At 61.8% G+C, this 26,683-nt stretch carries 21 protein-coding genes; 10 read left to right on the top strand and 11 right to left on the bottom strand.

Annotation, left to right across the window (positions count from 1 at the left end):
* Nucleotides 1–50 precede the first annotated feature (50 nt).
* Complete coding sequence (locus SINAC_RS30360) at nucleotides 51–1,124, bottom strand: methyltransferase (RefSeq protein ID WP_015249383.1); 1,074 nt, start codon at nucleotides 1,122–1,124, stop codon at nucleotides 51–53.
* Between the two features lie 279 nt (nucleotides 1,125–1,403).
* On the opposite strand from SINAC_RS30360, the gene epsC reads away from it, so the two are divergent.
* The 3 genes from epsC to SINAC_RS42070 all read left to right on the top strand — a co-directional run bounded on the left by epsC (nucleotide 1,404) and on the right by SINAC_RS42070 (nucleotide 3,266).
* Nucleotides 1,404–2,363 carry a serine O-acetyltransferase EpsC gene (gene epsC, locus SINAC_RS30355; RefSeq protein ID WP_020467017.1) on the top strand — a complete coding sequence of 320 codons (960 nt, stop codon included), beginning with the start codon at nucleotides 1,404–1,406 and terminating at the stop codon, nucleotides 2,361–2,363.
* A gap of 409 nt (nucleotides 2,364–2,772) precedes the next feature.
* Nucleotides 2,773–3,021 (top strand): hypothetical protein, encoded by a 249-nt coding sequence (locus SINAC_RS30350; protein WP_015249380.1) that lies wholly within the window; start codon nucleotides 2,773–2,775, stop codon nucleotides 3,019–3,021.
* Entirely contained in the window at nucleotides 3,018–3,266 is a 249-nt protein-coding gene (locus SINAC_RS42070; protein ID WP_020467016.1) for a type II toxin-antitoxin system VapC family toxin, read from the top strand. Before SINAC_RS30350 ends, SINAC_RS42070 begins: the two co-directional genes overlap by 4 nt.
* A gap of 355 nt (nucleotides 3,267–3,621) precedes the next feature.
* Here SINAC_RS42070 and SINAC_RS30340 read toward each other — a convergent pair whose 3' ends face one another.
* The 4 genes from SINAC_RS30340 to SINAC_RS30325 form a co-directional block, all read right to left on the bottom strand.
* The gene (locus tag SINAC_RS30340; protein ID WP_015249379.1) at nucleotides 3,622–6,243 is read right to left on the bottom strand and encodes an O-linked N-acetylglucosamine transferase, SPINDLY family protein; all 2,622 of its coding nucleotides are present in this window, start codon (nucleotides 6,241–6,243) and stop codon (nucleotides 3,622–3,624) included.
* A gap of 44 nt (nucleotides 6,244–6,287) precedes the next feature.
* On the bottom strand, nucleotides 6,288–7,076 hold the full coding sequence (locus tag SINAC_RS30335) for a class I SAM-dependent methyltransferase (protein ID WP_015249378.1): 789 nt from the start codon (nucleotides 7,074–7,076) through the stop codon (nucleotides 6,288–6,290).
* Complete coding sequence (locus tag SINAC_RS30330; protein ID WP_015249377.1) at nucleotides 7,073–8,539, bottom strand: glycoside hydrolase family 13 protein; 1,467 nt, start codon at nucleotides 8,537–8,539, stop codon at nucleotides 7,073–7,075. Before SINAC_RS30330 ends, SINAC_RS30335 begins: the two co-directional genes overlap by 4 nt.
* A gap of 199 nt (nucleotides 8,540–8,738) precedes the next feature.
* Entirely contained in the window at nucleotides 8,739–11,072 is a 2,334-nt protein-coding gene (locus SINAC_RS30325) for a carboxylesterase family protein (RefSeq protein WP_015249376.1), read from the bottom strand.
* A 371-nt stretch (nucleotides 11,073–11,443) separates the two neighbouring features.
* Here SINAC_RS30325 and SINAC_RS30320 point away from each other — a divergent pair, with 371 nt between their 5' ends.
* From SINAC_RS30320 to SINAC_RS30310, 3 genes are all read left to right on the top strand, one after another.
* Nucleotides 11,444–12,067 (top strand): hypothetical protein, encoded by a 624-nt coding sequence (locus SINAC_RS30320; protein WP_154673841.1) that lies wholly within the window; start codon nucleotides 11,444–11,446, stop codon nucleotides 12,065–12,067.
* A gap of 151 nt (nucleotides 12,068–12,218) precedes the next feature.
* On the top strand, nucleotides 12,219–14,156 hold the full coding sequence (gene ilvD, locus SINAC_RS30315) for a dihydroxy-acid dehydratase (RefSeq protein WP_015249373.1): 1,938 nt from the start codon (nucleotides 12,219–12,221) through the stop codon (nucleotides 14,154–14,156).
* 200 nt (nucleotides 14,157–14,356) lie between these two features.
* Entirely contained in the window at nucleotides 14,357–14,626 is a 270-nt protein-coding gene (locus SINAC_RS30310) for a hypothetical protein (RefSeq protein WP_015249372.1), read from the top strand.
* A gap of 120 nt (nucleotides 14,627–14,746) precedes the next feature.
* Here the strand turns inward: SINAC_RS30310 and SINAC_RS30305 are convergent, their stop codons facing one another.
* Entirely contained in the window at nucleotides 14,747–15,157 is a 411-nt protein-coding gene (locus SINAC_RS30305; protein ID WP_015249371.1) for a PilZ domain-containing protein, read from the bottom strand.
* Between the two features lie 579 nt (nucleotides 15,158–15,736).
* Here SINAC_RS30305 and SINAC_RS30300 point away from each other — a divergent pair.
* Nucleotides 15,737–16,735, top strand: a complete 999-nt coding sequence (locus tag SINAC_RS30300; RefSeq protein ID WP_015249370.1) for an SGNH/GDSL hydrolase family protein — start codon at nucleotides 15,737–15,739, stop codon at nucleotides 16,733–16,735.
* 65 nt (nucleotides 16,736–16,800) lie between these two features.
* Here the strand turns inward: SINAC_RS30300 and SINAC_RS30295 are convergent, their stop codons facing one another.
* Nucleotides 16,801–17,448, bottom strand: a complete 648-nt coding sequence (locus SINAC_RS30295; RefSeq protein ID WP_015249369.1) for a tyrosine-protein phosphatase — start codon at nucleotides 17,446–17,448, stop codon at nucleotides 16,801–16,803.
* A gap of 342 nt (nucleotides 17,449–17,790) precedes the next feature.
* Between SINAC_RS30295 and lpxA the strand changes: the two genes are divergently transcribed.
* Nucleotides 17,791–18,612 (top strand): acyl-ACP--UDP-N-acetylglucosamine O-acyltransferase, encoded by an 822-nt coding sequence (gene lpxA / locus SINAC_RS30290; protein ID WP_026012111.1) that lies wholly within the window; start codon nucleotides 17,791–17,793, stop codon nucleotides 18,610–18,612.
* Nucleotides 18,613–18,666: 54 nt separating this feature from the next.
* Here the strand turns inward: lpxA and SINAC_RS30285 are convergent, their stop codons facing one another.
* From SINAC_RS30285 to SINAC_RS30270, 4 genes are all read right to left on the bottom strand, one after another.
* Nucleotides 18,667–19,494, bottom strand: a complete 828-nt coding sequence (locus SINAC_RS30285; protein ID WP_015249367.1) for an RND family efflux transporter — start codon at nucleotides 19,492–19,494, stop codon at nucleotides 18,667–18,669.
* Between the two features lie 41 nt (nucleotides 19,495–19,535).
* Nucleotides 19,536–20,651 (bottom strand): aminopeptidase, encoded by a 1,116-nt coding sequence (locus SINAC_RS30280; protein WP_015249366.1) that lies wholly within the window; start codon nucleotides 20,649–20,651, stop codon nucleotides 19,536–19,538.
* Between the two features lie 336 nt (nucleotides 20,652–20,987).
* Complete coding sequence (locus tag SINAC_RS30275; RefSeq protein WP_015249365.1) at nucleotides 20,988–22,202, bottom strand: hypothetical protein; 1,215 nt, start codon at nucleotides 22,200–22,202, stop codon at nucleotides 20,988–20,990.
* 863 nt (nucleotides 22,203–23,065) lie between these two features.
* Nucleotides 23,066–23,848: an MBL fold metallo-hydrolase gene (locus SINAC_RS30270; RefSeq protein WP_015249363.1), complete on the bottom strand. Its 783-nt coding sequence runs from the start codon at nucleotides 23,846–23,848 to the stop codon at nucleotides 23,066–23,068.
* A gap of 706 nt (nucleotides 23,849–24,554) precedes the next feature.
* Here SINAC_RS30270 and SINAC_RS30265 point away from each other — a divergent pair.
* Both SINAC_RS30265 and SINAC_RS30260 read left to right on the top strand, forming a co-directional pair.
* The gene (locus SINAC_RS30265; protein WP_020467012.1) at nucleotides 24,555–26,021 is read left to right on the top strand and encodes a HEAT repeat domain-containing protein; all 1,467 of its coding nucleotides are present in this window, start codon (nucleotides 24,555–24,557) and stop codon (nucleotides 26,019–26,021) included.
* Nucleotides 26,018–26,662: a GltB/FmdC/FwdC-like GXGXG domain-containing protein gene (locus SINAC_RS30260; RefSeq protein ID WP_015249361.1), complete on the top strand. Its 645-nt coding sequence runs from the start codon at nucleotides 26,018–26,020 to the stop codon at nucleotides 26,660–26,662. Before SINAC_RS30265 ends, SINAC_RS30260 begins: the two co-directional genes overlap by 4 nt.
* The last annotated feature ends 21 nt before the right edge of the window (nucleotides 26,663–26,683 follow it).

The following is a 26,683-nucleotide window of genomic DNA, read 5'->3' as shown; positions in this document are numbered from 1 at the left end:
GGCTCGGCTCTGGTAATGCTTTTGACAGTACCCAATGGCCGGCGATCTGGCTAGAGGGTTTGACGGGTCGTGCCGGGTTTGACACCGGGTAAGACCCCACAATGGACGAGTGTCGGCGTGATCTCGCCGGGCTCGAGCCCGGCCTCGATCAGCCAGCCACGGTATTCCGCGGCGCTGTAGGCTCGGCCCTCAGTCAGGCGGAAGAGTGCGGCCGAATAGAGTGCGATTGGCAACGGGCCGTCGAGGGTGTCGTTGAGAAAGACGTCGTGAATCAGGAGTTGTCCGCCCGGGGGGAGAGCCGAGGCGCAGCGTCCGATCAAGGCCCGGCATTCGGCGACGTCCCAGTCGTGGAGGATGTTTGAGAGCAGGATGACGTCGACCCCTTCGGGGACGGGGTCGTGAAACATGTCCCCCGCAAGACATTCCAGACGGTCGGCCACGCCGTGCGACTCGGCCATCTCGTGCGCGACCTTGAGGACCTCGGGCCGGTCCCAGACGATCGCGCGCAAGGCTGGATGGCGCTGGAGCCAGGCGATGCTGTAGATCCCGGTCCCACCGCCGATATCGAGCAGGCGGTGCGCCTTGGCCAGGGAGAGTCGGCCAGCCAGTACCGGAGCCACGTTCTTGGCACGCCCCGCCAGCGCGAGTGTCAGGTGCCGGGCCGACGCCTCGCGCTCCATCGCCGATTCGATCCCCTCGCGATAGATAAACGCCGCGCCTGGTTCGTCGTCTGCGTCTCCGGCCGGGCGGTTGGTGCGGAGCCGTTCGACCATCTCGAGCACCCCGGGGCTGTCGGCGGCCAGGCCAATGTAACCGCTGACGTCGAACTCGCCACCGGGCACCAGGTGTCCTCGCGCCAGCTCGGATAGGTCGAGTCGCCCGTTGGCATCCAGATCCAGGAGGCCGAAGGCTCGGAGCGCTGTGACCAGGACGGTGAGGGGCCGATCGGCAAGCCCCATCGCCGCGCCCAAGGCGCCAGGACTGAGCGGGCCCCGCGCAAGGTGGTCAAAGAGACCGAGATGCGCGACGGCGGCCGTCAGGAGTTCGGTCGCATGATTCCCTCGAAAGAGCTCAAAGATCGGCGTGGGATCGAGGCGGGGCGATTCAGTCGCGGCGCGTACCATTGAGGACCAACTCGTCAGGAGAATGTGAAGTTGTGCAGGCGTTAGGTGTGGGATGAGGACGCCCGAACGATTGCCAATCGACGCGGCGACGATTGTCGTCTCTGGCCGGCAAAGAATCGAGATCGCCCGATTTGGTTGGGCCGGATTCCTCGATACCACCGATAATCCAAGTACCTTGGCCATGATTGATTCCACTGCCTGTCCTGTCTACAATGGCCTAACTTCCTGATGGATATCGATTTTCTCGACGCGGTCAGGTTGCCGGGAGAGATAAAGAGGATGGCCACCGACATTCGCCTGAAGGAATCACTCCCCGCGCTGACGGAACGGATCGTCGAAACCTACGAAGAGTGCGGCGGGATCAATCACCTCGGCCACTCGCCGCTGCCGAGCTATCGCGAGGTCGTCGAGGTCTTGGCCGACATCCGCGAGATCCTCTATCCCGGTTATGGGCGGCGGCAAAACCTTCACCTCGGCAATGTCGGCTATCACGTCGGCGACCTGATCGACAGTCTTCACGACCGCTTGACCCAGCAGATCACGCGTGCTTTGCGGCATGACTGCAAGGCGCGGGATCTCGAGACCGACTTCGAAGCCGAGGCGCAGGCGATCGCGATCCGGCTCCTGGAATCCCTGCCGGATCTCAGGAAGACATTGGCCGACGATGTCCACGCCGCATTCGAGGGGGATCCGGCCGCCAAGAATCTCGACGAGATCCTCTTCTGCTACCCTGGCGTCTCCGCAGTCACCGTCTTCCGGATCGCCCACGAGCTATTCAAGCTCGGGGTCCCCTTGATCCCGCGAATGATGACCGAGTACGCGCACGGCAAGACTGGAATCGACATCCACCCCGGCGCCACGATCGGCGCTCGTTTCTTCATCGATCACGGCACCGGCGTCGTCATCGGTGAGACGACAAAGATCGGCGAGGGGGTCAAGATCTACCAAGGGGTGACCCTGGGCGCCCTCAGCTTCCCGCGCGACGAGAACGGCAATATTCTCCGCGACCACAAGCGCCATCCGACGATCGAGGATGAGGTGGTCATTTATGCCAATGCCACCATCCTCGGCGGTAAGACCGTCATCGGTCACCACTCCGTCGTCGGCTCGTCGGCCTGGATCACCCGGAGCATCGCTCCCTATACCACGGTGACCATCGAAAACCCTCGACTCCGCTATCGAGGGACTTCGGACGAAGCGAACAGCGATCACTTCACCGCGCTCGACTACCAGATCTAAAGCCAACACCGTTCGACGGGGTTGCCAATGGGAAAGCCTTCAATCAACATGAGCTTGCCACAACTCTTTGTTGGGTCGGAAGGCTACGTTGACCAATAGGTAAAGCTTCGCCGAACCCGTTTTCCCCTTCTTCGACGCGATCGGCCGTGGCGTCATCGTTGGCCCAACATTTCCCGTATGGGAGTACCGCTTACCTTTTAACCTTTCCTTTGGCAAGTAGATTGGGATGGTGGACTGTGTCCGCCCTGGAGAAAGAAACCGAGCCTGACTGCGGATCGATCTTCAATTTCTTCATGGCCGCAACGCAAATCAGAGGTTGAGGACGGCTGCCACCTCTGGGGCCGGTGGGGCAGCGCTGTCGAAGCAACATCAACGATGAAAGACCGGCGAAAAATAAAGGAGTTGGAACATGAGTGTTAAGCCAAGCCGGGGCGTCATTCACGGAAAGACCATTGAACTCCTCGAAGATTTAGGGCTGACCGAAGGACAGGAGGTCGATGTGATCGTCCGGGTCCGTAAGACAAGGCCGGAATGGGGACAGGGTATCTTGAATTCCGCAGGGGCAATGGCCTTGTACTGGACTTCCGAAGACGATCGCATCCTCGACGAGATCGAGCAGGACCGGAGGCAGCCGAGCACTCGTGAGATCCCCGAATGAGCTTTCTCCTGGACACAAACATTTGTTCTGCCCACCTGCGTCGGCCTTCGGGGTTGGCTCACCGATTCCTCCAGCACTCGGGGCGACTCTTTGTGCCGACTGTCGCTCTGGGAGAGCTTTATGCGTGGGCCTTCAAACGTTCCGATCCGTCCCCGCTCTTGCACCTTATTGATGACCAGTTACTTCGGGACATCGACGTCCTGGACTACGATTCTCCCTGCGCATACGAGTTCGGCAATCTGTGAGGACAGATGTTGCGCCAGGGAGAGGTCGTCTTCGAGGTCGATTTAATGATCGCCTCCATCGCCCTGGTCCACGACCTAACCTTGGTTACGAACAACACAAACACTTCCGGAAAGTTCCCGGCCTGCGACTTGAAGATTGGCTCACTTCCTGAAAAGAGAGCTCGGAAACACACTCATGATGGAGACCTGAGTTCTTGACAAGCTTGTCACGCTCTGTCTGAACTTGCAAGTCCTCCTGCGTGATCTGCCGGGGCCCTTGTGCTTGTGGACGGTTGGGCTGAGAAGGTTTCAACTCGGAACTGTCTGGCGTCATCAAAAGCTAGGACGAACTTGTAGATACGCCCATTTTCAGAGCTCAGACCCGCACCGGTTTCGCTCCACCGTAGCGGCTCACGAATCGCATTGCGGCTTCCTGCCAGGCTCGGTCCGGGGTTCCGACGCTCTCGTGCGTGACGTCGGCCACCATGGCGTAACAGGCCGGCCCCAGCTTTGCTTCCTGGAACGCCAGGCTGGCGTTGAACGTGAAGGCCATGTCGTAGAAGTGCCGCCCGAACGCGTCGTCCCACCAGGCGGCTACATCCTCCTTGGTAAACTGTCCGAAGAGGGGCATGTTCCCTTCCCACCGCCGGAGCACCGCCAGGAGGACACCGTCCAGCACTGCCACGGGGCCGGGCGGTCCGTAGAGCGTTTGATGATAGCCGTTGGCCGTCCCCGACGTGGGGAGGCCGGCTGGCAACGGATGCGAGACCATGCCTCGGTTGAGACCGTCCATCAGGCCCGGTTGGGCGGTCTGCCGCCACCAGGGGAGTCGCTGCGGCGCGAAGGCACGAGTGCCGGCAACCCCGAGTATGGGATGGTGTTGTAGGAGGTCCCACGCCTGCGCTTCGAACGACTCCCAGTGGCGGAAGCAGAAGTCGTCATGCTTGAACAGGACCAGATCGGCCCGGCTGTCGAGGTAGGCGTCCCGGTACAAGCGGGAAAGGTTGCCATCAGTGCATTCTTGTATGCGAGTGCTGATCCGGCCTGGAACGTCGGGCACCGGAAAGCGGTCGCGGTCGCCGGGACGAACCGGAACGATGATCTCGATGGTCCGGGATGGGTTCAGCCGGGTCATCCTCGGGGGAGCGGCTTCTTGTGGATTCTCACGTCTTGCCATGATCGAGGGGCGTGGAGCAGAAACGGCTTTCGATTCGGCCGACTGGGTGGCACACCAGTCGCGCCAGATCCGTCGGTAAGCGGCCTCGAGTTGGCGCGTGAAGGTCGAGCCGTCGCAGAGTCGCTCCATGCGGTGGCGCAGGCCTTGTCGCAACGCCGCCAGGCCGTCCAGGTCGTTCGCCAGGCGCTGGGCCTGTGCGACGTAGTCCTCAGGGGCTGCGGCGATCAAGTCCGTGAGCCCCAGAGGAGTTAGCACGGCGGTCGAGAGCCGACTTGCCGTCCTTTCGCCGCTGAGCGTGACCACGGGTACTCCCATCCAGAGGGCTTCGCATGTGCTTGCATGCCCGGTAACTGGAAAGGTGTCAAGGATCAGGTCGATCTCGTCGTAGACGTCCAGGTCGGGCTCGCCGAGCCTGAGCGGCTGACGCGCCTCGATCCGCTCCGGCGCGATGTCCAACGTCTGGAATCGGCTGCGGAGCCACGCGACCACCTCCGGGAAACACGCGCGATCGACGAAGAGCAGTCGGGAACCGGGCACCGCGTCCAAGACCCGCGCCCAGAGTGCGAGAACGTCATCGTTGAGCTGTTGCAAATGGTGATTCGACCCGAACGTGAACCGCCCGCGCCGAAGGGCGGGGAGTGGGCTCACCGGAGGGGCTGATGCGGGGGGCTCGAAACAGAAGAACGCCTCGGGCAGGTGGAACAGGCGTTCGACGGCCTGGACCGGCTCGTCGGGAGGATGAAGGACCTTGTCGGTGAGCCAGTAGTCGATGGCTGGCAGCCCGGTCGTGTTCGGAGAGCCCAGGTAGGTGACCTGGACCGGGGCCGGTTGTTGGGCGAAGACGTCTAGGCGATTGCCCGCATGGTGACCTGTTAAATCGACCAGAATATCGATGGCATCTTCACGGATCTGGCGGGCCACCTCTTGAGGCGTCTGCCCGGCTGTGATCCGCCAGTTGTGGGACCACCCTTGCAGTCGCCGGGTTACCTCGTCCGGCACGGGGACTTCGGCATACAGAGAGACGATGGAATCGGCATGGTTGTGATTGCGCAAGACTGGCTCGATGAAACGGGCCAGAGGATGTTCCCGGAAGTCGGCCGACACGTAGCCGATGCGCAAGGGTCGCTCGGGATCGAGCGAGTTGGGATAGCGGTATGGCTGTCTCAAGGCGGCCCGCAACCCCCAGAAGCGATGCTCATCAAAGATCGTGCCGGTATCCCAGCCGGGGGCGAGGTTGGTCAAGTGCAAGTAATTGTGATGGGCGAGGCCAAACGAGGGCTCGGCAAGGGAGGCCAGGCGATAGGCGGTCATTGCCTTCGGGAAGCGGCAGAGCCGTTGATAGACCTCGCCCAGACTGTTGTGAATGGCCGGTTGCCAGGGGGCTTGCGCCAAACCCAGCCGGAACGTTGCGATGGCTTCCTCATGGCGGCCGACGTGCGTCAGGGCACTGCCCAAGCTGTGGTGGGCCAAGAGATGAGTCGGCTCGAGCCGGATCACTTCCTGGAAGCAGGGAATGGCCTGCTCGTAGTCTCCCTTCTCCTGGTAGATTGAACCCAGGCTGTTGAGGTAGGCGGCATTTCCAGGACTGAGCAGTAGGGCCTGGTGGATGTGAGCGGCCCCTTTGTCATGGTAGCCGGCTTGATGGGCGATCAAACCGAGCAATTGCCAGGTTTCGGCATTGTTCGGATCGGCGACCAGAGCCTGGCGGTAAAGGAGCTCAGCCTGGTGAAACGGTCCCGCCCGATGGTCGGTCACCATTTCGTTGAGCAATGCGGAGCGACTCTTCGGAACAGCCGGATCGGCCTCTTTCCCGTCGGCCATGCCACTCTCCTTCGCCATGACGGTTCAACGGTCGCCGTCCGATATCACGGTCGGCTTGCGAAGACGATCCAACCTCCCGCGCGGAGTGAGTGCCCGAACCAAGGCGCGGTGATCGGCTCCGCGCGGATGGCGTCGATGGCCAGGACATCGTCGATCCGGAACCCGGCGGATCGAAGGTCGGATTTCAGCTCGCGCCAGCGATAGAGATGCACTTCCATGCCGCTGATTCCGCGATAGGTCATCCGGCGATCACCCAACCCCGGCTGTTGCATCAAGGCTCGCTTCGCCTGGCTGAGGAGCCACGTTCTGCCTTGGGGGTCGCCCAGGTTGAGCCAGAAGTTGTGGGCATGGAGCGCGAGCCGGCCGCCGCGTCGGAGAATCCGAAAGGTTTCGGCCAGGGCCTGCCGGCGCGCGGGCCGCCCTCGGATCATTCCGAGCGTGCTGAACATGGAGAGCGCGTACGCGAAGCTCTCGTCTCGGAAGGCACCGAGGCGGCAGAGGTTGGCCTCGACACCGAGGAATGAGAGGCCTTCGGCCTGGGCCTCGGCTCGCGCTGCGCGAAGCATCGCGTGCGAGAGATCGACGGCGATCACGGGAAACCCGCGCCGCGCGAATCGGAGGGCATGGCGGCCGGTCCCGCAGCCGAGGTCGACGAGCGGGGCAGGTTCGATGAACCGGGCGTCGAGCGCCCGCGCGTCGGTCTCGAACAGGGGATGGCCACGAAAGTATTCATCTTCCTCGTCGGCGAGCCGATCCGTGTGCGTGTACTCCCAGAGGGACGGGTTGACGCCCTCAGGGAGCCGCCAGAGTGGAGGGGGTGAGTTCGGTTTCATGAGGGTAGGGGGGTGGCGAACACGCGGCCCGAACGCGGGGCGAGTTCGACGCCACGGAGGTGATCCCCTTCGGATCGATGGGTTTCGTGGGTCCAGACTTCGTCGAAGCCACTCCCTTCGGGAACGAGACCCGAGAGCGGGATGTCGACACGTCGTGTCGATCGTGACGTGTTGATGGTGACGACCACCGTTTCGGAGCCGAGTTGGCGGGCGTGGGCGAGAACGTCGTCCTGGGCCAGGAGGATCTGGAACGAGCCGCGGCGGAGCGCGGGGCGGGTTCGACGCAGGGCGATGTAACGCTGAAAGTCGTGCAAGAGATCCCGGTCCCAGCTCTCCGGGGTGTACCAGGGGAACGCACGCCGGTTGTCGGGATCATGTTTGCCGGGCATGCCGATCTCATCACCGTAGTAGATCGAGGGGGCGCCGGTGTACGTCATCTGGAAGAGGGTTGCCAGTCTGAGGGCTGACTTGTCGCCTTGTGCCAGTGTGAGAAATCTCGGCATGTCGTGACTGTCGAGGAGGTTCATCTGCGCTGCGTTGACGTTGGGATGATAGTGGCCGATCATCGTTTCGAGTGCATGGCGGAAGGCGGGGGCGCCGATGGGGTCGAGCGTGTGGAAGCTGGTCCTTCCGAGCTCGCCTCGATCGACGGATTCGCCGATGAAGAAAGCAATGCATGCGCGTGTGAACAGATAGTTCATCACGGCATCCCACATATCGCCCTGCAGCCAGCGTTTTGCTTCCCCCCAGACTTCGCCGACGATGTAGGCGTCGGGATTGCCCCCACGGACCCGGCGGCGAAACTCCTGCCAGAACGAGTCGTCGTCAATCTCGTTGGCGACGTCGAGTCGCCAGCCGTCGATCCCGAGGTCGATCCACTTCCGGCCGATCCCCAGGAGGAATTCCCGGACCTCGGGGTTCTTGACGTTGAATTTCGGCAGGGCGTGCAGGTTCCACCAGGCCTGGTAGCCGGGTTGGTTCATACTGTCGTAGGCATTGAGGGGATAGCTATGGACTGTGAACCAGTCGATGTAAGCGGCGTTGGCCCCGTTCTCGAGGATGTCGTGGAACTGAAAGAAGCCGCGACTGGCGTGGTTGAAGACGCCGTCGAGGACGACCTTCATCCCCCGGCTATGGGCCTCTTCGAGGAGCCGGCTCAGGGCGGCGTTGCCGCCGAGCATCGGGTCAACCTTTTCGTAGTCGTGGGTGTGATATCGGTGGTTCGAGGCCGATTGAAACACAGGTGTAAAATAGAGGGCGTTGACGCCGAGCTCGACGAGGTAGTCGAGCCGTTCCACCACCCCAATCAGGTCGCCTCCTTGGTACCCGTGGTAGGTCGGGGGAGATCCCCATTCGTCGAGGTGACTGGGCTTGGGGACCGTCAGACTCCGAGCGAACCGATCGGGGAAGATCTGGTAGAAGACGGCGTCACGCACCCAGTCGGGGGTCTGGGGTTCGCTCACAAGAAGCTCCCTGATAAAACGCGAAAGGAGAAATAAGAGGGATCTCGGTGCGACACAGGGTGTTCGCCGAGAACTCGCCGGAATCGCCGGACGAGGATGTTGTTTCTGGGGGGGATTGGTCTGGATTGTCGCGGCTCAAGCTCCCGAATCAACGCCCAACGCCCAGAGGACTCCTGCCGCGCGATCGATCAAGTGAGGATCAAGTCCCTGGGCTCATCCATGAGGCTTTGAGCCAGAAGATCTGCTGGCGATCGCCTCGGAGCCGGAGGTCTTCCAAGAAGGGTTCGATGTTGGGCTCGGCCACCGGTTTTGAAAACGAATCCTTATTGATTCGAACCTCGATCTTTCGATTGAAATCCACCAGATTTGGGCTGACCCAGACGTCGAGACGTTTGACGCCGCTGGTCTGGATCTTGATGAGGTTACTCAGGCTGCTTGTCGACATCTTGATGGTGGCCGGCTTGAGATTCTTGCCGAACGGCTCGACGACTTCAGGGGCGGTTGTTCGGCCCTCGAAGAATTCACGGACGACGACCCCATAGAACCGGTTGTCCGACTCGCGGGCCGTGACTGCGTCGAACTCTTTCGGAAACGGGTCGCGACGATGGCGGTCCATCCAGTCGAAAACCGGCGACGCTTCCTCGGGGAGGTCTTCCAGTCCTCGGTGGTAGTATTCGACATAGGTGACGTCGTACGCTTTGGAAATCAGCGGTTTCAGGAGGTTCTGGAAGACGATTTCGGGACCGGCCGGCGTCAGGTCGCCCAGCGCCACATAAAGAGGCACTAACTTGGCGTGGGATTGATATCGAAAGGGATACTTGAAAGGGCGGCCCGAAATCACCGCCACGCCCGCGAACAGGTCGGGGTGGGCGAGTCCGTAGTCCCATGCCATATCCCCCCCGCGCAACTGTCCCCCCAGGAAGACCCGGTCGCCGTCGATCGCGTATCGCCGTCTCGCGTCGCGCAGGGCCAACTCCACGGCGGCGTGCTCGCTCGTCGTGTAGGTGTAATCGTCTCCCTGACCGGGAAGGCGGTACTCCGGAGCGATGACGATGTAACCGCGCCGGGTTGCTTCGGCCGACCACCAGTCGATCGCGGCCCCAGGCCCCCCTCCGTCGTGGAGCGCGACGACCGCCGGGTAGCTGCGGAGCGGGTGATATTCCGGCGGCAGCAAGACCGAGTATTCGGTGGGGGCGAGGTTCTCATCCTCGCGGACCCGATGAATGATCGGTTTCCCCGGCTTTGTCTTCTTTTCCGCGTCGAGCGGGGGTGTCATCCGGGTTGCGAGCCGGGTCAGGACATCGAGACGGAGGGTCGCGACGGTCTGTCCTGGCCGTTCGGGCAAAGGAATGGTTTGGAGCTGGTCGAGGGCCGTGGCACGCTCCCCCGCGTCAGAGCCGGCAAGATAGGCGCGAAGCTGGTCGCGAAGCTTCCAGAGGTTGGTGGCCAGATCCAGGCTGGTCACCGCGGCGTCGGCGCCGACCACATAACCTGACGCCGCCAGAGCGAAGCGGGCGTCGTCCTTGATGGCGGGATCGTCCTTCACTTTCTGCCAGGCGACGAAGCGGTCGCGGACGGCGTCGGGGGCCTCCGCCAATGCCAGCAGCATCTCGTTCACGGGCGTTTTCCAGGCCTTCTTCGCGTCCGACGGGATTCGGTCTGACAGTTCGCGGAATGCTTTGGCGAGTCCCTCATCCGCAGTCCCCTGCGCTTCGTCCCTGCGGATCTGGTCGCGGACTTCGATGAGGACGTCCGCAGCGACGTCCTTGGTCGGAAACGTCTTGAGCTGGTTCATGACCTCGTGATACTGCTGCGCTTTGCGGCGGACGTCGAGCTCGGCCTTGATTTGCGCTGACTCGAGCTGCGCCACGACCGTGCGGGCGTTGCCGATTGTCTCGCGCAGGGAGGCGTCATCCGGAAAGTCGCGAAGCAGGTCGTCGAGCGCGCGTTTGGCGTCGCCATACCATTCGGCCTGGATCAGGAACGAGGCCACCCGCCTGCGCTCGTTGAGGTTGGTGTGGTCGACCTTGGCGAGGATGCTGAGCACGATCTCCCGGGGGATCTGCTTCGTGCTTAACCGGCCATCCTGCCAGAAGCCATCCACGCCCCGCAGTTTCACTTTGTAGGGGCCAAGCTCGTAGATTGCCTGTTCCATCGCGATCGGCTTGCTCGACTTGGCCGATCGATACTCGAACTGGCGGCGGCCCCGATCGTTCCAAGGGGTCGTCCTGATGCCGAAGGCTTCCTTGGGCATGGAGCCGCCGTGCAGGACCAGCGGCTGCTCGAGCTTGAAAACTTCCCAGTGGCCGAATGTCGTGTCGGGGTCTTTCCTCGCGATTTTCGAGTCCCGCACAACCACGCGCTTGAGACCGTCGTCGATGAAGACAATCGTGTTGTCCTGGTCGACGGCACCCCGGTAAACGATCCCGTTTTTGAGGACCACGTTCTCGCCGAACGCCAGGGCCGACAACGACAGGAAGAGCAGGGTTAGACGCGAGCAGCCTGGTGGTCTCAGCCGTGGAGCCTGTCTCATATGCCTGGGTGTCCCTACGCCGAATAAATGCCGGAGCCTGGGCAATGGGGAGAGATGAAGACGTCGTCGCCGGGTGGTCTTCGCTCTTCCTTTTTTTTGAGCGGTTTTCCGCCTTGGTGGCGTTTTATATTCGAAATACCATCCCTAGACAGGACGAGCTGAAAGCCATCGTCACTTTCAGTAGTCGTCTCTATTGTGACGGCTCGAACCGCAGGGTCAAGCGGCCTCGGCCAGTTCGCCATCCGGACCGATCCGGCCAACAGTTCCAAGGATTCGAGTGGAGCACTTGCGTTCCGTCATGGCTTTGCGCAGTGGCACGATGTGTCGAGGCCGCGTAGTCTGGAAAGCCGTGATTGCCGATCGAACAAACGATGCCTTCTCGGGGGCGGCTGGGCATGGCGGGGGTTCCACTCAAGTTTCGCTGTTATCAGTGCAACCAACTCCTCGGGGTTTCGCGAGGGAGGATCGGGACGGTCGTCGCCTGCCCCAAATGCAGGGCCGACCTCATTGTGCCCGACCCGGACGAGGCTGATCAGGGGGCCGACTCATTCCAGTCGTCGCGTCTCGCCGAGGCGTCCGACGAGGGGATCTCGCTCGATTTTCTCGATATCCGGCCTGAGGACATCCGAGTCGAGCCGGGCGTGACCTGGACTCCGCCGCTGGCCGAGTCGTCCCCTCGCGAGCGTGAGCCGTTTCCCTCGATACCACCAGGACCGGAGCCGCCGGCCCCCGAGGTCGCCAGCAACCCCTCGCCTCCGATCAACTTTGGCGGTCTGGCCGGGGCGGCTCCGGCGACGCCAGCGGAGCCGCTGGTTCCGCCGATCCAGGTTGAATCGACCAGGATCGCCGAGACGAGGATCGTTTCGAGTCGTTCGCGCGATGTTGTCCTGCCTCGCTCGGCGGTGGCCACCTGGTCGCTCTTCGTGCTTTTGGCCCAGGCGTTTGCGTTTCTGGCCGGGCTTCTGGCGGGCCACTTCCTCTGGCGCGTCCACTGACAGACTCGTCGAATGGAACCGCCAGGGAGCATTCGGCGCGTCTAGGAAGCCCTGGGACCATCTGCTAGGATGGAACTTTGGCGCGTGATCGTCAGGCCGATCCCTTTCCGCGCACATTTGACCGGGACTTAATTAGCCGGGAGCCCTCCTCATGCCCACCGAAACGAATGGGGTCAGCATGCGATCCGACACGATCAAGAAGGGGGACGCCCGTGCCGGGCACCGCAGCTTGCTGCGTGCGACCGGCGTTCGTGAAGGGGACTGGGACAAGCCGTTCATCGCGATCTGCAACAGCCACGTCGACATCATTCCGGGGCACGTCCATCTCCAGGAGGTCGGCAACTTCGTCAAGGAGTGTGTCCGGGCGGCCGGCGGCGTTCCCTTCCTGTTCAATACGATCGGCGTCGATGACGGGATCGCGATGGGCCACAACGGGATGAAGTTCTCGTTGCCGTCGCGCGAGCTCATTGCCGATTGCGTCGAGACGATGATCGAGGCGCACCGGTTCGACGGCATGATCTGCATCCCCAACTGCGACAAGATCGTGCCGGGGATGTTCATGGGAGCGATGCGGGTCAATGTGCCGACCGTCTTCGTCTCGGGAGGCCCCATGGAGGCGGGGAAGACCGAGAGCGGGAAGTCCGTCGACCTGATCGACGCGTTCGTCGCGGGCGTGAAGCGGCAAAACGGCCAGATCACGGCCGAAGAGCTCGATGAGATCGAAAAGGCAGCCTGCCCGACCTGCGGAAGCTGTTCGGGCATGTTCACCGCCAACAGCATGAACTGCCTGGCCGAGGCGTTGGGCATGGGCCTGCCCGGCAACGGCACGATCCTGGCGACCTCGGCCGATCGCAAGTCGCTCTACGAGCGCGCGGCGAAACGGATTGTCGAGATGGCCAAAGATTTTGGTCGTCTCGGTGAAGGGCACGGGCTCCTGCCTCGAGAGATCGCGACCCGCGAGGCCTTCGACAATGCCATGATTCTGGATATGGCGATGGGGGGAAGCACGAACACCGTGCTCCACATCCTGGCCATCGCTCATGAGGCGGGCGTCGAGTACTCGATGCGGCGGATCGACGAGCTGAGCAAGAAGGTTGCGAACATCTGTAAGGTGAGCCCGGCAAGCTCCTACCATATCGAGGACGTCGCCCGGGCAGGGGGCATCCACACGATTTTGGGGGAAGTGGAGCGCGGTCTCCCCGGCCTGCTCACCCTCTCCTGCTCCACGGTGACGGGCAAGACACTCGGTGAGAACATCGTCGACTACGACGTCCGGAACGCGAATGCCGTTCCCGTCGCCAAGACGCTGACTCGGGTCCGCGCGGGGGGTGAGCGCACCATTCAGGCCTGGACGGTGCCGAGTGTGGTTGCCGAGGCCCGCTCGCAGGCGGCCGGGCTGGCGGTCCTCGATTCCGAGGGCGAGACTCCGGGCGGCAATGGGAGCAACGGTTCCGACCAGCAAGGGCAGGACGGGGCCTCCGGCTTCGATCCGTTCGACGTGATCCGGACCGTGGACAAGGCCTACTCGCAGTCGGGCGGCCTGTCGATGCTCTACGGCAATCTCGCGCCCGAGGGGGCGGTGGTCAAGACGGCGGGCGTCGATCCGAAGATGCTCAAGCACTCAGGGCCGGCCGTGATCTTCGAGAACGAGCAAGACGCCTATAACGGCATCGTGTTCGATAAGGTGAAGGCCGGCGACGTGGTCATCATCCGCAACGAGGGCCCCAAGGGAGGCCCGGGCATGCAGGAGATGCTTGCTCCGACGACTGCCATCAAGGGGGTTGGCCTGGGAGACAAGTGCGCCTTGATCACCGACGGCCGCTTCTCGGGTGGAACGGCCGGAGCCTCGATCGGCCACGTCAGCCCCGAGGCCGCCGTGGGCGGACCGATCGGCCTGCTCCGCGACGGCGACATCATCGAGATTGACATTCCTGCGGGCCGGCTCTCGGTTCAACTCTCCGACGAGGAACTCGCGGCTCGACGAGCGTCGTGGACGCCCCCGGCTCTCCGTTTCACACGGGGTTACCTTGCCAAGTATGCAAGCATGGCTACCAGTGCCCACACTGGGGCGATTCTCAAGTGGGATTGAGCGACAAAGGCTCGCGCGGGGCGCGCCGAGAGGCCGCTCCGCGTTGACCGCTTTGAGCCTTCAGAGGCGAACTGCATTTCTTCGCACCGATTCGTGTTGGTACGCGTAGAATGAAGTAGAGGAGTCGCACTCCGGCGGCTCATTGGTCGACGGAGGCGGGTTTCTCGGCCCAACGGTCGCCCAGCGACCAGGGAGCACCTATGGCGCACCCTCACGTCCCAACTCAACGACAGTCGACACGTCTCGGCCAGACGGCCGCCTCCGCGTCATTGAAGCCACACGTCCCAGACGAAGTCAATGACCTCTGGGTCAGCGACCTCAGCAACGATCTCGCCTGTTTCGGACTCTGCGACCTCGAACAAAACCTCGCCGATCGTGGCGACGAGTTGGGTTTTCTCAGCCTGACCAGCGACGAACCCGAGGAAGAGGGAAAGACCGAGAGGCCTCACCACCATGAGGTGGGGATGTAATGTTGTCACGGACGACCGAGACGTTTCCCACGTCCTTCGGATCGTCCCCAATCGAACGGGCCCGGGCGTTTTTTTTCCCAAAAGCACCCGGGCCGTCTGATTTTACCGCTGTCTGATTGTTCAGGGTTGCTTTGCGTCGGCCGAACTCGCCGTTTTTTCCTCGGACGTCTGGGGCGCAAGTACGGCCGACTTGATCATGATTGTCGGACAAGGCTCGCGGAATTTGATCCGGATCCGATAGGTGCCATCGGTCGGCTCGATTCCGACCACGTCCCCTTCGATCCAAGGGGTCGGAGTTGACCCGACCAAGCGGATGCAGACGACCGCCGAGCTGGGTGGCGGGGTGGACGCGGTCAGCGCCACTCCCATGCGACTGATATCGATCAAGCGGGCCTTAACGGTGCGCGATTCTCGTCCTTGTTGCCAGGAAACCAACGCGCGGCGTCGTGATTGGTGACGCGGGTTGGTGCGAAACGCCTCCCCCACGGCGCGAGGGCGGGCTTTGAGGAAACCGAGTAAGTTATCGTTCATCAGCGACTCCTCGGATGGAAGGCCCGGCCGATCAGTAATTCCCTTTCGTCTGATTCCTCCGGCTAGGATCATTGTAGCCCACGTTCTCCGGTTGCCTGTTGCTAAAACGCAACATCGAGAGGGGCAATCTCCTGCCAAGTGGACGAATCGGTGAGGCATCGACTCGATCGCGCCTCGGAGCCAGCGTAGAAATCGACGATGTTAGGCCCTCTTTATGGCAACTCTCATCGTTATAACCCGTTCCATTCATACAAGCCTGAGAACAGGATAAATTTCCCCAGTCGAAGGGGGTAAGAAGCTTTAGCTTTTCCAAATTGGGAGCTAAAGTTTTGAAGTCACAAGACAACTTTCGGGCGTAAATGTCCGGATTGTGCTTTGTAACGAAGGTTGCGATCAACCGGTTCACGCCTAGCCAACCTATTGCTACGCCATTCTGACGGCGATCGGCGAGGTTTGTGACTCGGGACTTTCGCACCACCTGCTCTCCAAGGAGGAATGAGCAAAAATCGAGGGTCGGCCCGTTCTCGGCGCCTACAATCGATCACCACCTTATGATGAAACAACCGGGAGTGTACGTTGATGAGGGGGCTGAAGGGGGGAGTTCTCGCGTCGTTCTTAGCATTGATGCCATGTTCGGCTGTCCCAGCCGGTGAGTTGGGCGGAATTGGTGTTCTCGGCGACAGTTATTCCGATGAATATCAGTTCTACTCTCCTGACCGAATGACGAGCCGCAACTGGGTGGAGATCCTGGCCGCGACCCGCGGTTTGAACTTCGGCGAGTTCAGTACGGTCAGCCGTGGCCAGCCGCGTGACCAGGGCTATGAGTTTAACTGGGCCCAGAGTGATGCGACGACCGACGACCTCCTGGCCGCCGGGCAGCACACCGGCCTGGCTGCTCAGGTGGCCGCTGGGAAAGTTTCCGTCGTCGTGATCTTCGTGGGCGGCAACGACTTCATCCACGCGCTCGCGTCCGCCGATCCGTCGACGGCGCTCGACGACACGCTGCCCCGGGCCCTGGCCAACTATCGGGTCGCCTTGGAGACGATTCTCAACGCAAGCCCTCAGGTCAAGGTCGTCGCCGTCACGGTGCCGGACATCAGAGACCTGCCGATGATCCGGGGAGCCGTCCGCGAGCAAAGGTTAGCTGTCCCCTTACTCGATCGTTATTCCGCCGCGCTCCGAGCCTATAACACCCAGATCCGGTCCCTCGCCTTGCTCCAGCCGAGGGTCGCGGTGGCCGACTTCGATATGGCGGCGAAGATTGCCAACCGGTTCAGTCGTGACCATGCGCTGATCGGTGGCCGGAGACTCGACCGGATCCAGTCGGGGAATGACCTCAATCATCTCTTCCTGGCCGACCAGCGCCATTTCGGGACGATGGGGCAAGGGCTCATGGCCCAGATGGTCGTCAACGCCATCGACACCAAGTTTGCCGCGACGATCGCACCATTGAGCGACCGAGATATCGTAGCCTTCGCGGCCTCGCTCTCCGAATCGTCACCCTCGAGCCCTGCCTCGCTCGCGACGCTCGGTGAGAAGGGAGCCGGCTCGGTGAGCCTTCCGACCGGAGCGCAGTGAAACGGCGGGGTCACCGGTCGCGATCCGCTTTTGCACTAGGTCGAGCGATTCGAGGGGCAACCGCTCTAATTTCCGGAGATCGCCGCGTTCAACGAGAGGCCGTTGGATTCGCGTTGGTTGAGTCGCGCCTGGCGTCGGGGTAGGACGCGCTCATTGTAAAAGGCCGCCATCTGGCGGTAGTCGGGGCCATGAGCGACCTCCTTCAAACCGAAATCGCGCGAGATCTCTTCGGTCGCCTGCTCCAGCGTCCAACCGCAGTGGAGTGTTCGATAGGCGATCTGGACCATTGAGGTCCGGTTGACCCCATGATGGCAGTGAAAGTAGACCGGCTGGTTCTTGGAACTGGCCAGCGCGTTGGCGGCTCGCTCGAGGCTATCGAGAAGGGGCTGCGACACACCTGAGATCCGATGGTCGACGATCGGGATATGGATCCAGCGGAATCCCAACTCGTTGGCGAGCGCCTTCTCCTTGACAGCCAAGGGGCTCTCGGGAGGATGGGCAAGAGCCACGACCGTCTTGATCTTATAGTTGCGGACCAGCCTGTGCATCGGCCAGTCTTGCTGCCAGGCGCCGCGGTAGATCCGCCCCGGCACGACCTCCGCAAATTTGTCGATGAACACATAATCCTGGCCATGGCGCCAGATCTGGTGACAGGCTCCGATAACCAAGGCCGCCGCAAGTAAGCGGCGACGCCAAATCCGGTGAGGGAGCATGTAACCGACTCCATCGTTTCTCGAAGGGAATCCAGCGCCGCAGGGGCCGACAGCAGGCGCGGGATGGTAGCAGAGACCTGGGATTTCGCCAAGCCATCTCGAGGTCGACTCCCAGCCGGGCTTCACGTCGCGTGACCTGGGTAAAAGATCCAAAGTGGTCGGACCTGGCAACGAGCCACGTTTAGGGTGTATGCTCTTAGGAAGAGAACTCGGCGGGGCAATGGATCGGCTCCTCTACCGAGGTCGTCCGAGCGGACGAACGTGGCGGTTACCGCACCTGCGCAATCAGTGCAGGGGCTTCGACCCGACCCCACGGACCTCAAGGGATTGGGGAATCCGACCGTGACGACCATCATTGCATCAAGGGCCTGTGTCGACCCTCGCGCTGAGCTGGCCGTCGACGTCGAGATCGGTCCCTATTGCGTCATCGGACCCGAAGTCCGGATCGGCCGAGGGACTCGCCTGGCCGCCAACGTCTGCATCTCGGGCCGAGTGACCATCGGCGAGTTCAACCGGATCGGCCCGTTTGTCTCGATAGGAGACGTTCCTCAGGACGTTTCCTATCGCGGGAGTCCCACGCGGGTTGATATCGGCGATTGCAACTTCCTGGGCAATGGGGTGACGATCCACCGCGCCTCCGAGAAAGAGGACGGCATCACGCGGATCGGCAGCCGGAACACGCTCCTGGCCTCATCGCACGTGGCCCACGACTGCAAGCTGGGTGATAACATCACGATTGGCGAATGGACGATGCTCGGCGGCCACGTCCATGTCGAAGACCACGCCGGATTTGCCGTCGGTGTGGCGATCATTCATAACGTGACGATCGGGGCCTACAGCTTCGTCGGCATGAAGTCGAAGGCGACCCAGGACGTTCCCCGGTATATGCGGGCGGACGGGATCCCCTCGAAGGTCCGCCGTGTCAACGCATCGGCCCTGAAGCGAAAGGGGATTTCCAAGGCTGCGATCGCAGCCTTGGAAGAAGCCTACCGGTTGATCTACCTTGGTAAAATGCGTCTTCCCCAGGCGGCCGACCTGCTCCGAGCCCACGGCCAATACACCACGGAAGTCCAGCAACTCATCGAGGGCATCGAGACGCAGCGAAGAGGCAAGAACGGCCGCGCCCGCGAACATTCACTCGGGAAGGTGGAAACGCCTGAGTGAAGTGAAGCGGAGGCTGGCCAAGCTACACCGCACCGAGACGTTGGGCCACGACCATCAGTTCGAGGTTGTGGGCTGACGAGGGGCGTTCTCGTTCTCTTGGAGTTTTGTTCGCTCGGCGGCCAGGGCGGCCTCAGCGTCGTCGACGGCTTTCTGGAACAAGGTGACGTCTTCCGCCGCAATCAAGCCGCGAAGCGATCGCTGCTGGGCGATCGTCAGCCGGTTCTTGGACCCGGCGGTGACGACCTCGAAATATTGGATGCGCGCCTTGAGATAAGCGGCTTTGAGCCGTTGATATTCTGCGGCGTCGTACGATTTTTCTCCTTGGCGCGAGGCCAGTTCCATCACGATTTGCGCCTCGCGTGACTTGCTGAGGGCCAGACTTGCCTGGGCTGTGTTGAAGGCCTGCTCGGCGTCGTCGAGCTCTTGCCGGCTGATCGCCTTTCGCTGGTAGAGCGCGCGGGTCTGCTTCAGGGTGTAGTCGCGAAAGTCGAGGTCGACCTGGGCCATCGTCGCCTGTTTCTTGACCCAGTCGAGCAGGAGCGAGTAAGCCTTGACCTCGTCGGAGGAGATGACGCGGCCCATCACGTCACGCTCGTAGACCTTCAGGTTTCGATAGGCTGTCGATTCTGCTTCGTGGGCTTCCTCGTAGCGAAGCGAGGCCGTTTCTCGTTCGAAGTCGGCCCGGCTCACCAGCCCTCGTTGCGACAGGCGCTGGGTGCTGACCAGCTGGGCACGCTTGAACAGAACCGTGTCGTGCAACCGCTGGATTTCGCGGTCGAGGTCGTCGATCTCCATGCTCCGGTGCAGGGCGAGAGGGAACTGGTCAGGGTCGTTCTTGGCCTGGCCGAACAGGGCGAGTGAGAGGAGAAGCGTCGTGAGCATGGAGAGCGTCTCTCTTGGGTTCGGGGCACGTTCCTCGTCAATTATTCGGGGTCGAGAGCTTGCAGATCCTCGGGGATGAAACGGCCGTCGACCCGGATCGGCTCGCCGTCGAAGGCGATGCTCCCCCCTCCATAGTCGGGTCGTTGAATCTGCACGAGATCCCAGTGAATCTTCGAACGATTGCCATTATCCGCCTCATCATACGCGTTGCCGGGGGTGAGGTGAAAGCTGCCGGCGATCTTCTCGTCGAAGAGGATGTCGCGCATCGGGTGGAGGATCCTCGGATTGCAACCGATCGACCATTCACCGATGTACGAGGCCCCTTCGTCGGTCTCGAAAATCCTCCGCAGTTTCTTGAGGTCGCCCCCGGTGCAGTGGGCCTCGACGATCCGGCCGCCCCGAAAGTCGAGCCGGACGCCGTCGAACGAAGACCCTTGGTAGATCGTCGGCGTATTGAAACGCACGTGGCCTTCGACGGAGTCGCGTACGGGCGCGGTGAAGACCTCGCCGTCGGGAATATTCATCTCACCCGAGCAAGGGATGACCGGGATCCCTTCGATCGAGAATCGGAGGTCGGTCTCCGGCGCCTTGATATGGACCTCACGCGCCTTGGTCATGCGGTCGACCAGCGGTCTTAGCGCCTTGGCGAGCCGAGGATAGTCGAGGTTGCAGACATCAAAATAGAAGTTCTCGAACGCTTCGGTACTCATTCCGGCCTGCTGGGCCATGCTCGAGTTGGGGAGCCGAAGGACGCACCATTTCGTCTGCTTGATCCGGCACTCAAAGTGGACCGGTTTGAGGTAGTGCGTGTTGTAGAGGTTCATTTTCTCCCCCTGCACGTCGGACATCTCGTTGATGTTCCGGGCGCCTCGGAGACCAATGTAGGCGTGAACCTGGCTCATCCGGTGCAACTCGAAGTCGCCCAGCGCACGCATCTGCCCTTCCGACGCGTTCTTGATGAGCTCGCGAATGATTCGTGTATCCTTGGTCTCAACGAGCGGATAGGCGCCCTTCCTGGCGGCCTTCTGAACGAGGAGCCGGGGCAGGGTGCTATCGTCGAGGTCGAAGCACTCGATCAGGAGAACTTGCCCTTTTTCGAGCCGAGTCGAGTGGCCGATCAGGATGTCGGCGAGAGCCTCCCAGCGGGGGTCCGGCATGAGCATATCCCTGTATTTAAGAATCGCTGGCAAAAAAAATGGAGTCCGTGGCGGTCTGCATCAAGAGATCCGCGCGCCCCCTCGCATGACGAGAGCTAAGCTTTATTGTAAGCGGCACACGCTTCCGGGCGAAGTCGGAGGTCTTGCCTCAGTGGCGGGTTCGAGAGAGCTCGAAGCCTTGCTCAATGGCGTCGATGGGCGAACCGCCGAAAGTGAACCGTCGAGAAGTCGACCGTCGCGGAAATGAAAAAAACGGGTGGCCAGGGCCTGTGAGGTCCCGACCACCCGAATTCGTTTCGCTGGCGGATTCGTCGTTGAGCGTAACAGCGGATTCGCTCAGGGCTTGATCGATGGCTTGACCGTTGCGCTGAGTTCGATGTCGATTCCAGGCCCAAGCGGGAGGCGGAGCAGATAGGGCTTGATGGTGGACCAGAAGCCTCGGGCCGAAGCGCCAAGCGTGTCCGCTGCGCTGGCTTCGGGGTAATAACCCACTCGGTGCGATTCGAGGTCGATCGACTTGGTCTCCTCATTGTCTTTGACGTGAGGGGTAACCGTGTCGTCGCTTGCGGATTTGGGCTGCGGTGCGGTCTGCGGGGTTGCGCACGGCTCGGAGGTTCCGGGAAACGACGTCGGCGGCACTTGCGACTCGGGAAGCGGCGGAAGCGGAACCGGGGTTCCATCCGCGGCGCGGGCTATCGGCAGTGAACGGCTCGGCGCGATCGGAACACGGCCGGGCATGATCGGAAGGTGGTTCGGCATGGGGATCGTGGAGACTCGGGCGGGTGCCACGAACGTGAAACTTCGACTGAGCGCCTGGGACAGATCGACGGTGGTCCGGGGGGTAACCGGGGCGGCTTCAATCAGCATCAGCCGTTCGCGGATCACGGCCTTACCGTTGCCGTCGTCGATCGTGTGGGCGCCGAGGCTTGCCACGAGCACTCCGCTATTGGGGATCAGCCACTCCCCTTCGAGCGTCCCTTTCACGACTTCCGGCACGTCAAGCTTGGGGCTGAGGATCGTCTGCTCGCCTTGGTCGTCTTTCTTGGGAACGAACTCCGTCAGCTTCACCTGGTGAATTGCGGCAATCCTGGTTTCTTCGACGACCATCCTGACGAGCATGCCCTGGTCGAGCTTTCGACCTGACATCGTGAACTGGCAGCCTTCCCGGAGATCCTCGTGGTCGGTGGTATAGGCGACCGCCACGGCATGATCGACAGGGCCGTCCGCATGGCGGGTCAGTTGCGAGGCGACCTTTCGCGTCGTCCGCTGGGAATAGGCCGCCACGGCGTTGGGGTCCGCCATGACCTGCGGGTTCATCAAGACCCGGCTTGCCTGATCTACTAAGGGTTTAATTACATCCTGATTCGCCGTCCAGATCGCGCAGGTGCCTTGTCGAGCGACCGGCTGAAGCCGGGTGTAGATCGACTCGCGCCACTTCAACCCATCCATCTCGAGTAGCTTGACTCGATACTGAATAGGGAGAGTGCCCTGGTTCGGGGATGAATCTGCTCCGAGGAGAGCGAGAGCGAAGAGACTCAACGCTGCGTTCATACGACGACCTCCGTTCCGCCTGACGAAACTTACCGGTCAACGATCCGTGTCGCCGGCTACTGGGCGCGGGATTCTAAGTCTGTCTCGCAATTCCGTCAATCGCGACTTGTCGGTCGGCGTTGCGATTGACTTGAGCCAATTTACGTCTTCTGAAATCGGCCATTGTTCTCGTCAGTCCCATCCGTTTTGGTGATCGCAAACCGCGAGATCTTTTTTGAAATCCCTCAATTTCACGGCTCTCCATCCAGGGTTGCGGCCCGGTATGGGATTCGCGATTCACCACAAACGATTGCGGCATTTTGACATGCATCGACTCCAAAAGGATGCGGGGAACCTTCTGGGTTCTCCATCCCGCACAGAGACGACGATGAAAAGGATCCAATATCAACGCTACGGCGGCCCCGAAGAAATGCGGTGGGAGACCTATGAGCTGCCCGCTCCGGCCGGGATGAGATCGTTGATCTCGCGGGCTGCGGTACACTGACGATTTCGATCGGCCGCACGGCCAGACTGGACGAAGGGGTATCGCACTGATCGGCGATCGGGAAGCGGGCTGGCGGATGAAAGGGAAGGACGTCATCGTCATGCGGTAAGCTAGGAAATTGCGCATTGACGACATGGATAAAGTTGTATGCGCATGCCCTGATTGATGCTGGCCGACGATTCGATGGACTCGAAAACGGTTGGCCCGAGAACTTCGTGCCTTTTGTTGAGGGGGACAGACAAGGCGGCGGGCCGATGAGAGGCTTTGGCCCGCCGTCCCTGTGCGGTGGTGACAGGCTGAAGCCTGCCCTCTGTCAAGGAAAGGAAAAAAAGAGGGGTGGGACGTGCCCACCCGGCAAGACATCGGCATGCACACGCGCTTAGAGATTGAGCTTTCCTTGCGCAAGCTCATCTTCCCACTCGTCGAGGAGCGGCCAATCGATGGCGCAAGTGCCGAAGTCGGCCATGTGGGTGTACGACTCGAGCCGGGCGATGGTGGCGTCGAGCAGTGCGTTGTCCTTACGGAAGATCGGTCCGTGCGAGGGGAGGAGATACTCGGCGTCGCAGGCCCGGATTCGCTTGAGACTGGCGATGAATTCGACCAGGTTCGACCCGTGGTGGGCATCAATGACCCCCACGCATCCGTCCCGGAAGATGTTGTCGCCCGAGAAGAGGAGGTTACCCATCCGAAAGGAGAGTTGGCCGGCGGTGTGGCCCGGCGTGCTCCAGACCTCGAGTTTCCGGTCGCCGATCGTCACGACGTCGCCTTCGTCGATCGTCATGTCGACCTTGCAACGGGGCATCGGGATGTGGATGTTCTGGGCGTCGATCCGCGCGTAGGTGAGCACCTCGTCGCCATCCTGGAGCGGGGCGACGCTCTTGGGATGGGCCGCGACCTTGCACTTGAGCACCTCGCGAGCCCGCGCCAGGCCCTGCGTGTGGTCGGCATCGGCATGGGTCGCCAAAATCATCTTGCAGTTGGACAGGCTGAAGTTCATCTGCCGGATTAGCTCGAGGACTTCAGAGAGCTCGTCGAGGAAGCCGACGTCGATCAACGCGTACTCAGTGCCGCCGTCGATGAGGTAAATATTGACCCCAAGTCGGCGTCTGGCCTGGACATTGAGCTCGATGATGCCAGGAAAAATATAACGACGTTCGACCATACTCAGGCAATCTCCACAATCGACCGAACAGCCAACGTGCCCTACATGGCGCTCGCGGGCCACATGTCTTGGCCTAGTTTCCGGAGGATTATTGCCTGATTCTACGGGCGATGCCTCTCCGGAACAACTCCCCCTGCTTCGAAGGACCGGCTCACCCTTGGATTTGCGAACCGCCAAGGGAACGAAATCGCAGTAAGTGCGTCCAATGGTTAGGGAGAGTTGGGGGAAATGCCTATTTCCCCTGATTTCCCTGGTTTATTCATTTAATATTGAACTTTTCCGCCGGCTCAGGGCACGCCGTTGCGGGGCGAGCAGCGGCCGGGAGGGTTCGGTTGACTTGACAGGGGGCCAATAGCAGGGTAACTTGGACCGGGTATTCCTCGATGGAAGTATCTGGACCAACTTGAGATGAGTTGTTGTCCCGACGGGCCGAGCCAGCTCGTACGCCGTCCCCAAAGCGGGTGGATTTGCGTGTTGAGCCGTCCCCGCCAGTTCCCGTCCCCGTTACGTGGTCATTTGCGTCCCGGCCAATCGGTCGAGAGTCCTGACTGCGTGGCGACAATCACACATGACTATCGCACCAGACCTGGCGTAACCTGGGCCTCGGGCCAAGCTCGACCGGGTTGTTAGGGCCGCGAGTTTAACCAAGAGGTTGGCGACCATGATCAAAGCGCTCGCCCCGAGGATGCCACGGGGGTGCTCGTGGGTGTGGCCTTCGATCGTGCTGCTCGGCGTCCTTCCGCTGACGCTCAAGGCACAACAAACCACGCCGCCCACCGAGGCCGAGAAAACGGCCGAGAGCCCCAGCGACCCTCCGAAGAAAGAGGCCGCGGCTGGTGCCGCGACGCAGGAGGCCGAGGAAGACGCTGAGGAGAAGGGAAGCGACAACACGCCCGCGTCGGTTGAGATCTTCATCGACCCGAACGCGATTAAGGCCAACGCGAATACCTTCACCCCGCTTCCTTCGCCCGCATTCAACCCGCGGCAGGCCCGTGACATCGAGTCGATGGCGAAGGGGGGAGCGATCGATCGCGACCTGATTCAGAAGTATGTCAATAAGTACGCGGCCGATCTGACGAACCGTTCGTTTATCGATGGATTGATCACGCCTAATCCGTCGCGCAATCCCACGTCCGCAGCAGCGGTCGGGTTCCGGGAGGCCAGCACCAGTCTTGCCACTCCGATTGATCTGGCCAAACGGGCGAACAATACGGCCTTTCTCAAGGCGTATACCGAGGCGCTGCTGGGCGTGGCGCCGAAGCTGCTGAAAAACCACCTGCTGGCTCGACTCGAGGCGGCGATTCTCCTGGGTAAGACGGGAAGCCCGGACGCGATCGACACGTTCATTGCCCAGCTCAATGACAAGGACCAGACGACCTGGGTCAAGATCTGGTCGGCGCGGGGTCTACTCAACATCTTGCAGGGTTCGACCGGAGCCTACCAGGATCTTCCCGGGGGGACGACGTCGACCGCCAAGTCGGCTCATGCTCTTGTGGATTGGCTGGCCGATAAAAGCTTGCCATGGCCCGCCCAGCTGCGGGCACTCGAGGCCCTGGGCGCCTTGCGGATGGCCGCCGATCCTCGGGCGCAGGCCAAGCTCGAGATGGCCTCGGCTGCCATGCAGTTGCTTGCCGATCCGACGGTTCGGCCCGAGGTGCGTGCCCAGGCGGCCTGGACCTTGGGTATGATGCGGGTCAGTCAGGCGAACGGGAAGTTTAACTACAAACTCGTTGCCTATTATGGCGGTGAGGTTGCGGCCGAGCTTGGCGAGCGGATTGTCGCCACGTATGAGAATAACAACGCGCTGGCCCAGTCCTACGCCGCGCCTCTCCTCTACCAGATCTATCCGGCTTTCTACGGCGTGGACGGGGCACGAGAGTCGGGCCTGCTTCGGATGCCGAACCTCGGGAACAACCGTGTGTTTGTTGAGCAGTTGGGCAACCTGATCAAGCCTGTCGCCAAGTCGGCCGTCGAACTGTTCAAGGCGCCCAAGGGGAACCGAGGAAAGGTCGCCAAGGATTTGAGCGACAAGGTCGCGGCCCTGAAGTCGTTCCTCGACAAGAACGTTCCGGAGGACAAGGAGTTCGGGGACAAGCAGTTCCCGCTGAAGGCCCAGATTGCCGACGTTCGAGCCGAAGACCCCAAGGTCGCCGGCGCGGTTCGCGGCAAATGACTTCTCCTGGATCTGCACTCACGACCGCGGTCCTTTCCGTCCCCGATATCCGCGATTATGAGAAAATCAACGCGGAGCTGATCCAGCGCCTGGATTCGGGGACGCCTCGCGTCTGCCTGGCGGGCGCGGAGGGACAGCGGTTCTTGGCGGCCGGGTTGAAGGGGACGTGGAACGCGGTGATCGAGGTTGAGGGGCGGGCGGGGCCGGAACTCGCCGCTGCGATGGAAGCCCCTGGCCTGACGGTCGTTTGCCGAGGCCCCGCCGGGGATGGAGCGGGGCGTGCCCTGCGGGCAGGCCGGATCCTGCTCCTGGGGGAGGCGAGCGAGGGCTTGGCGTATGCTCAGCAAGGGGGGACTGTCCTCGCGACGCGTGGAGCAGGCGCTCGAGCCGGCTTGAACCAGCGCGGCGGCGTCCTCGCGATCCTGGGACCTGTCGGTCGACTGGCGGGCGAGAGACAGTCGGGAGGCCTGCTCTTTGCCTTTCGGGATCAGCTTGGCCCCTATGTTGGCCGAGGCTGGCGCGGAGGCCGGCTGCTCCGCCTGATTTCCGAGAGTGTCGGCGACGATCAAGTCGATGCTGCGGATCTCGCGACTTTCCGTGCAGTGCTCCGGGATTTCAGCCGATGGACTGAATCGGAGTGAGCGGCGATCGTTCGTTGGCTC

Origin of the sequence: Singulisphaera acidiphila DSM 18658 (genome assembly GCF_000242455.2) — a bacterium.
Lineage (GTDB): Bacteria > Planctomycetota > Planctomycetia > Isosphaerales > Isosphaeraceae > Singulisphaera > Singulisphaera acidiphila.
Note: the sequence above shows the minus strand (reverse complement) of the source record. Positions and strands in the feature narration are given on the sequence as shown.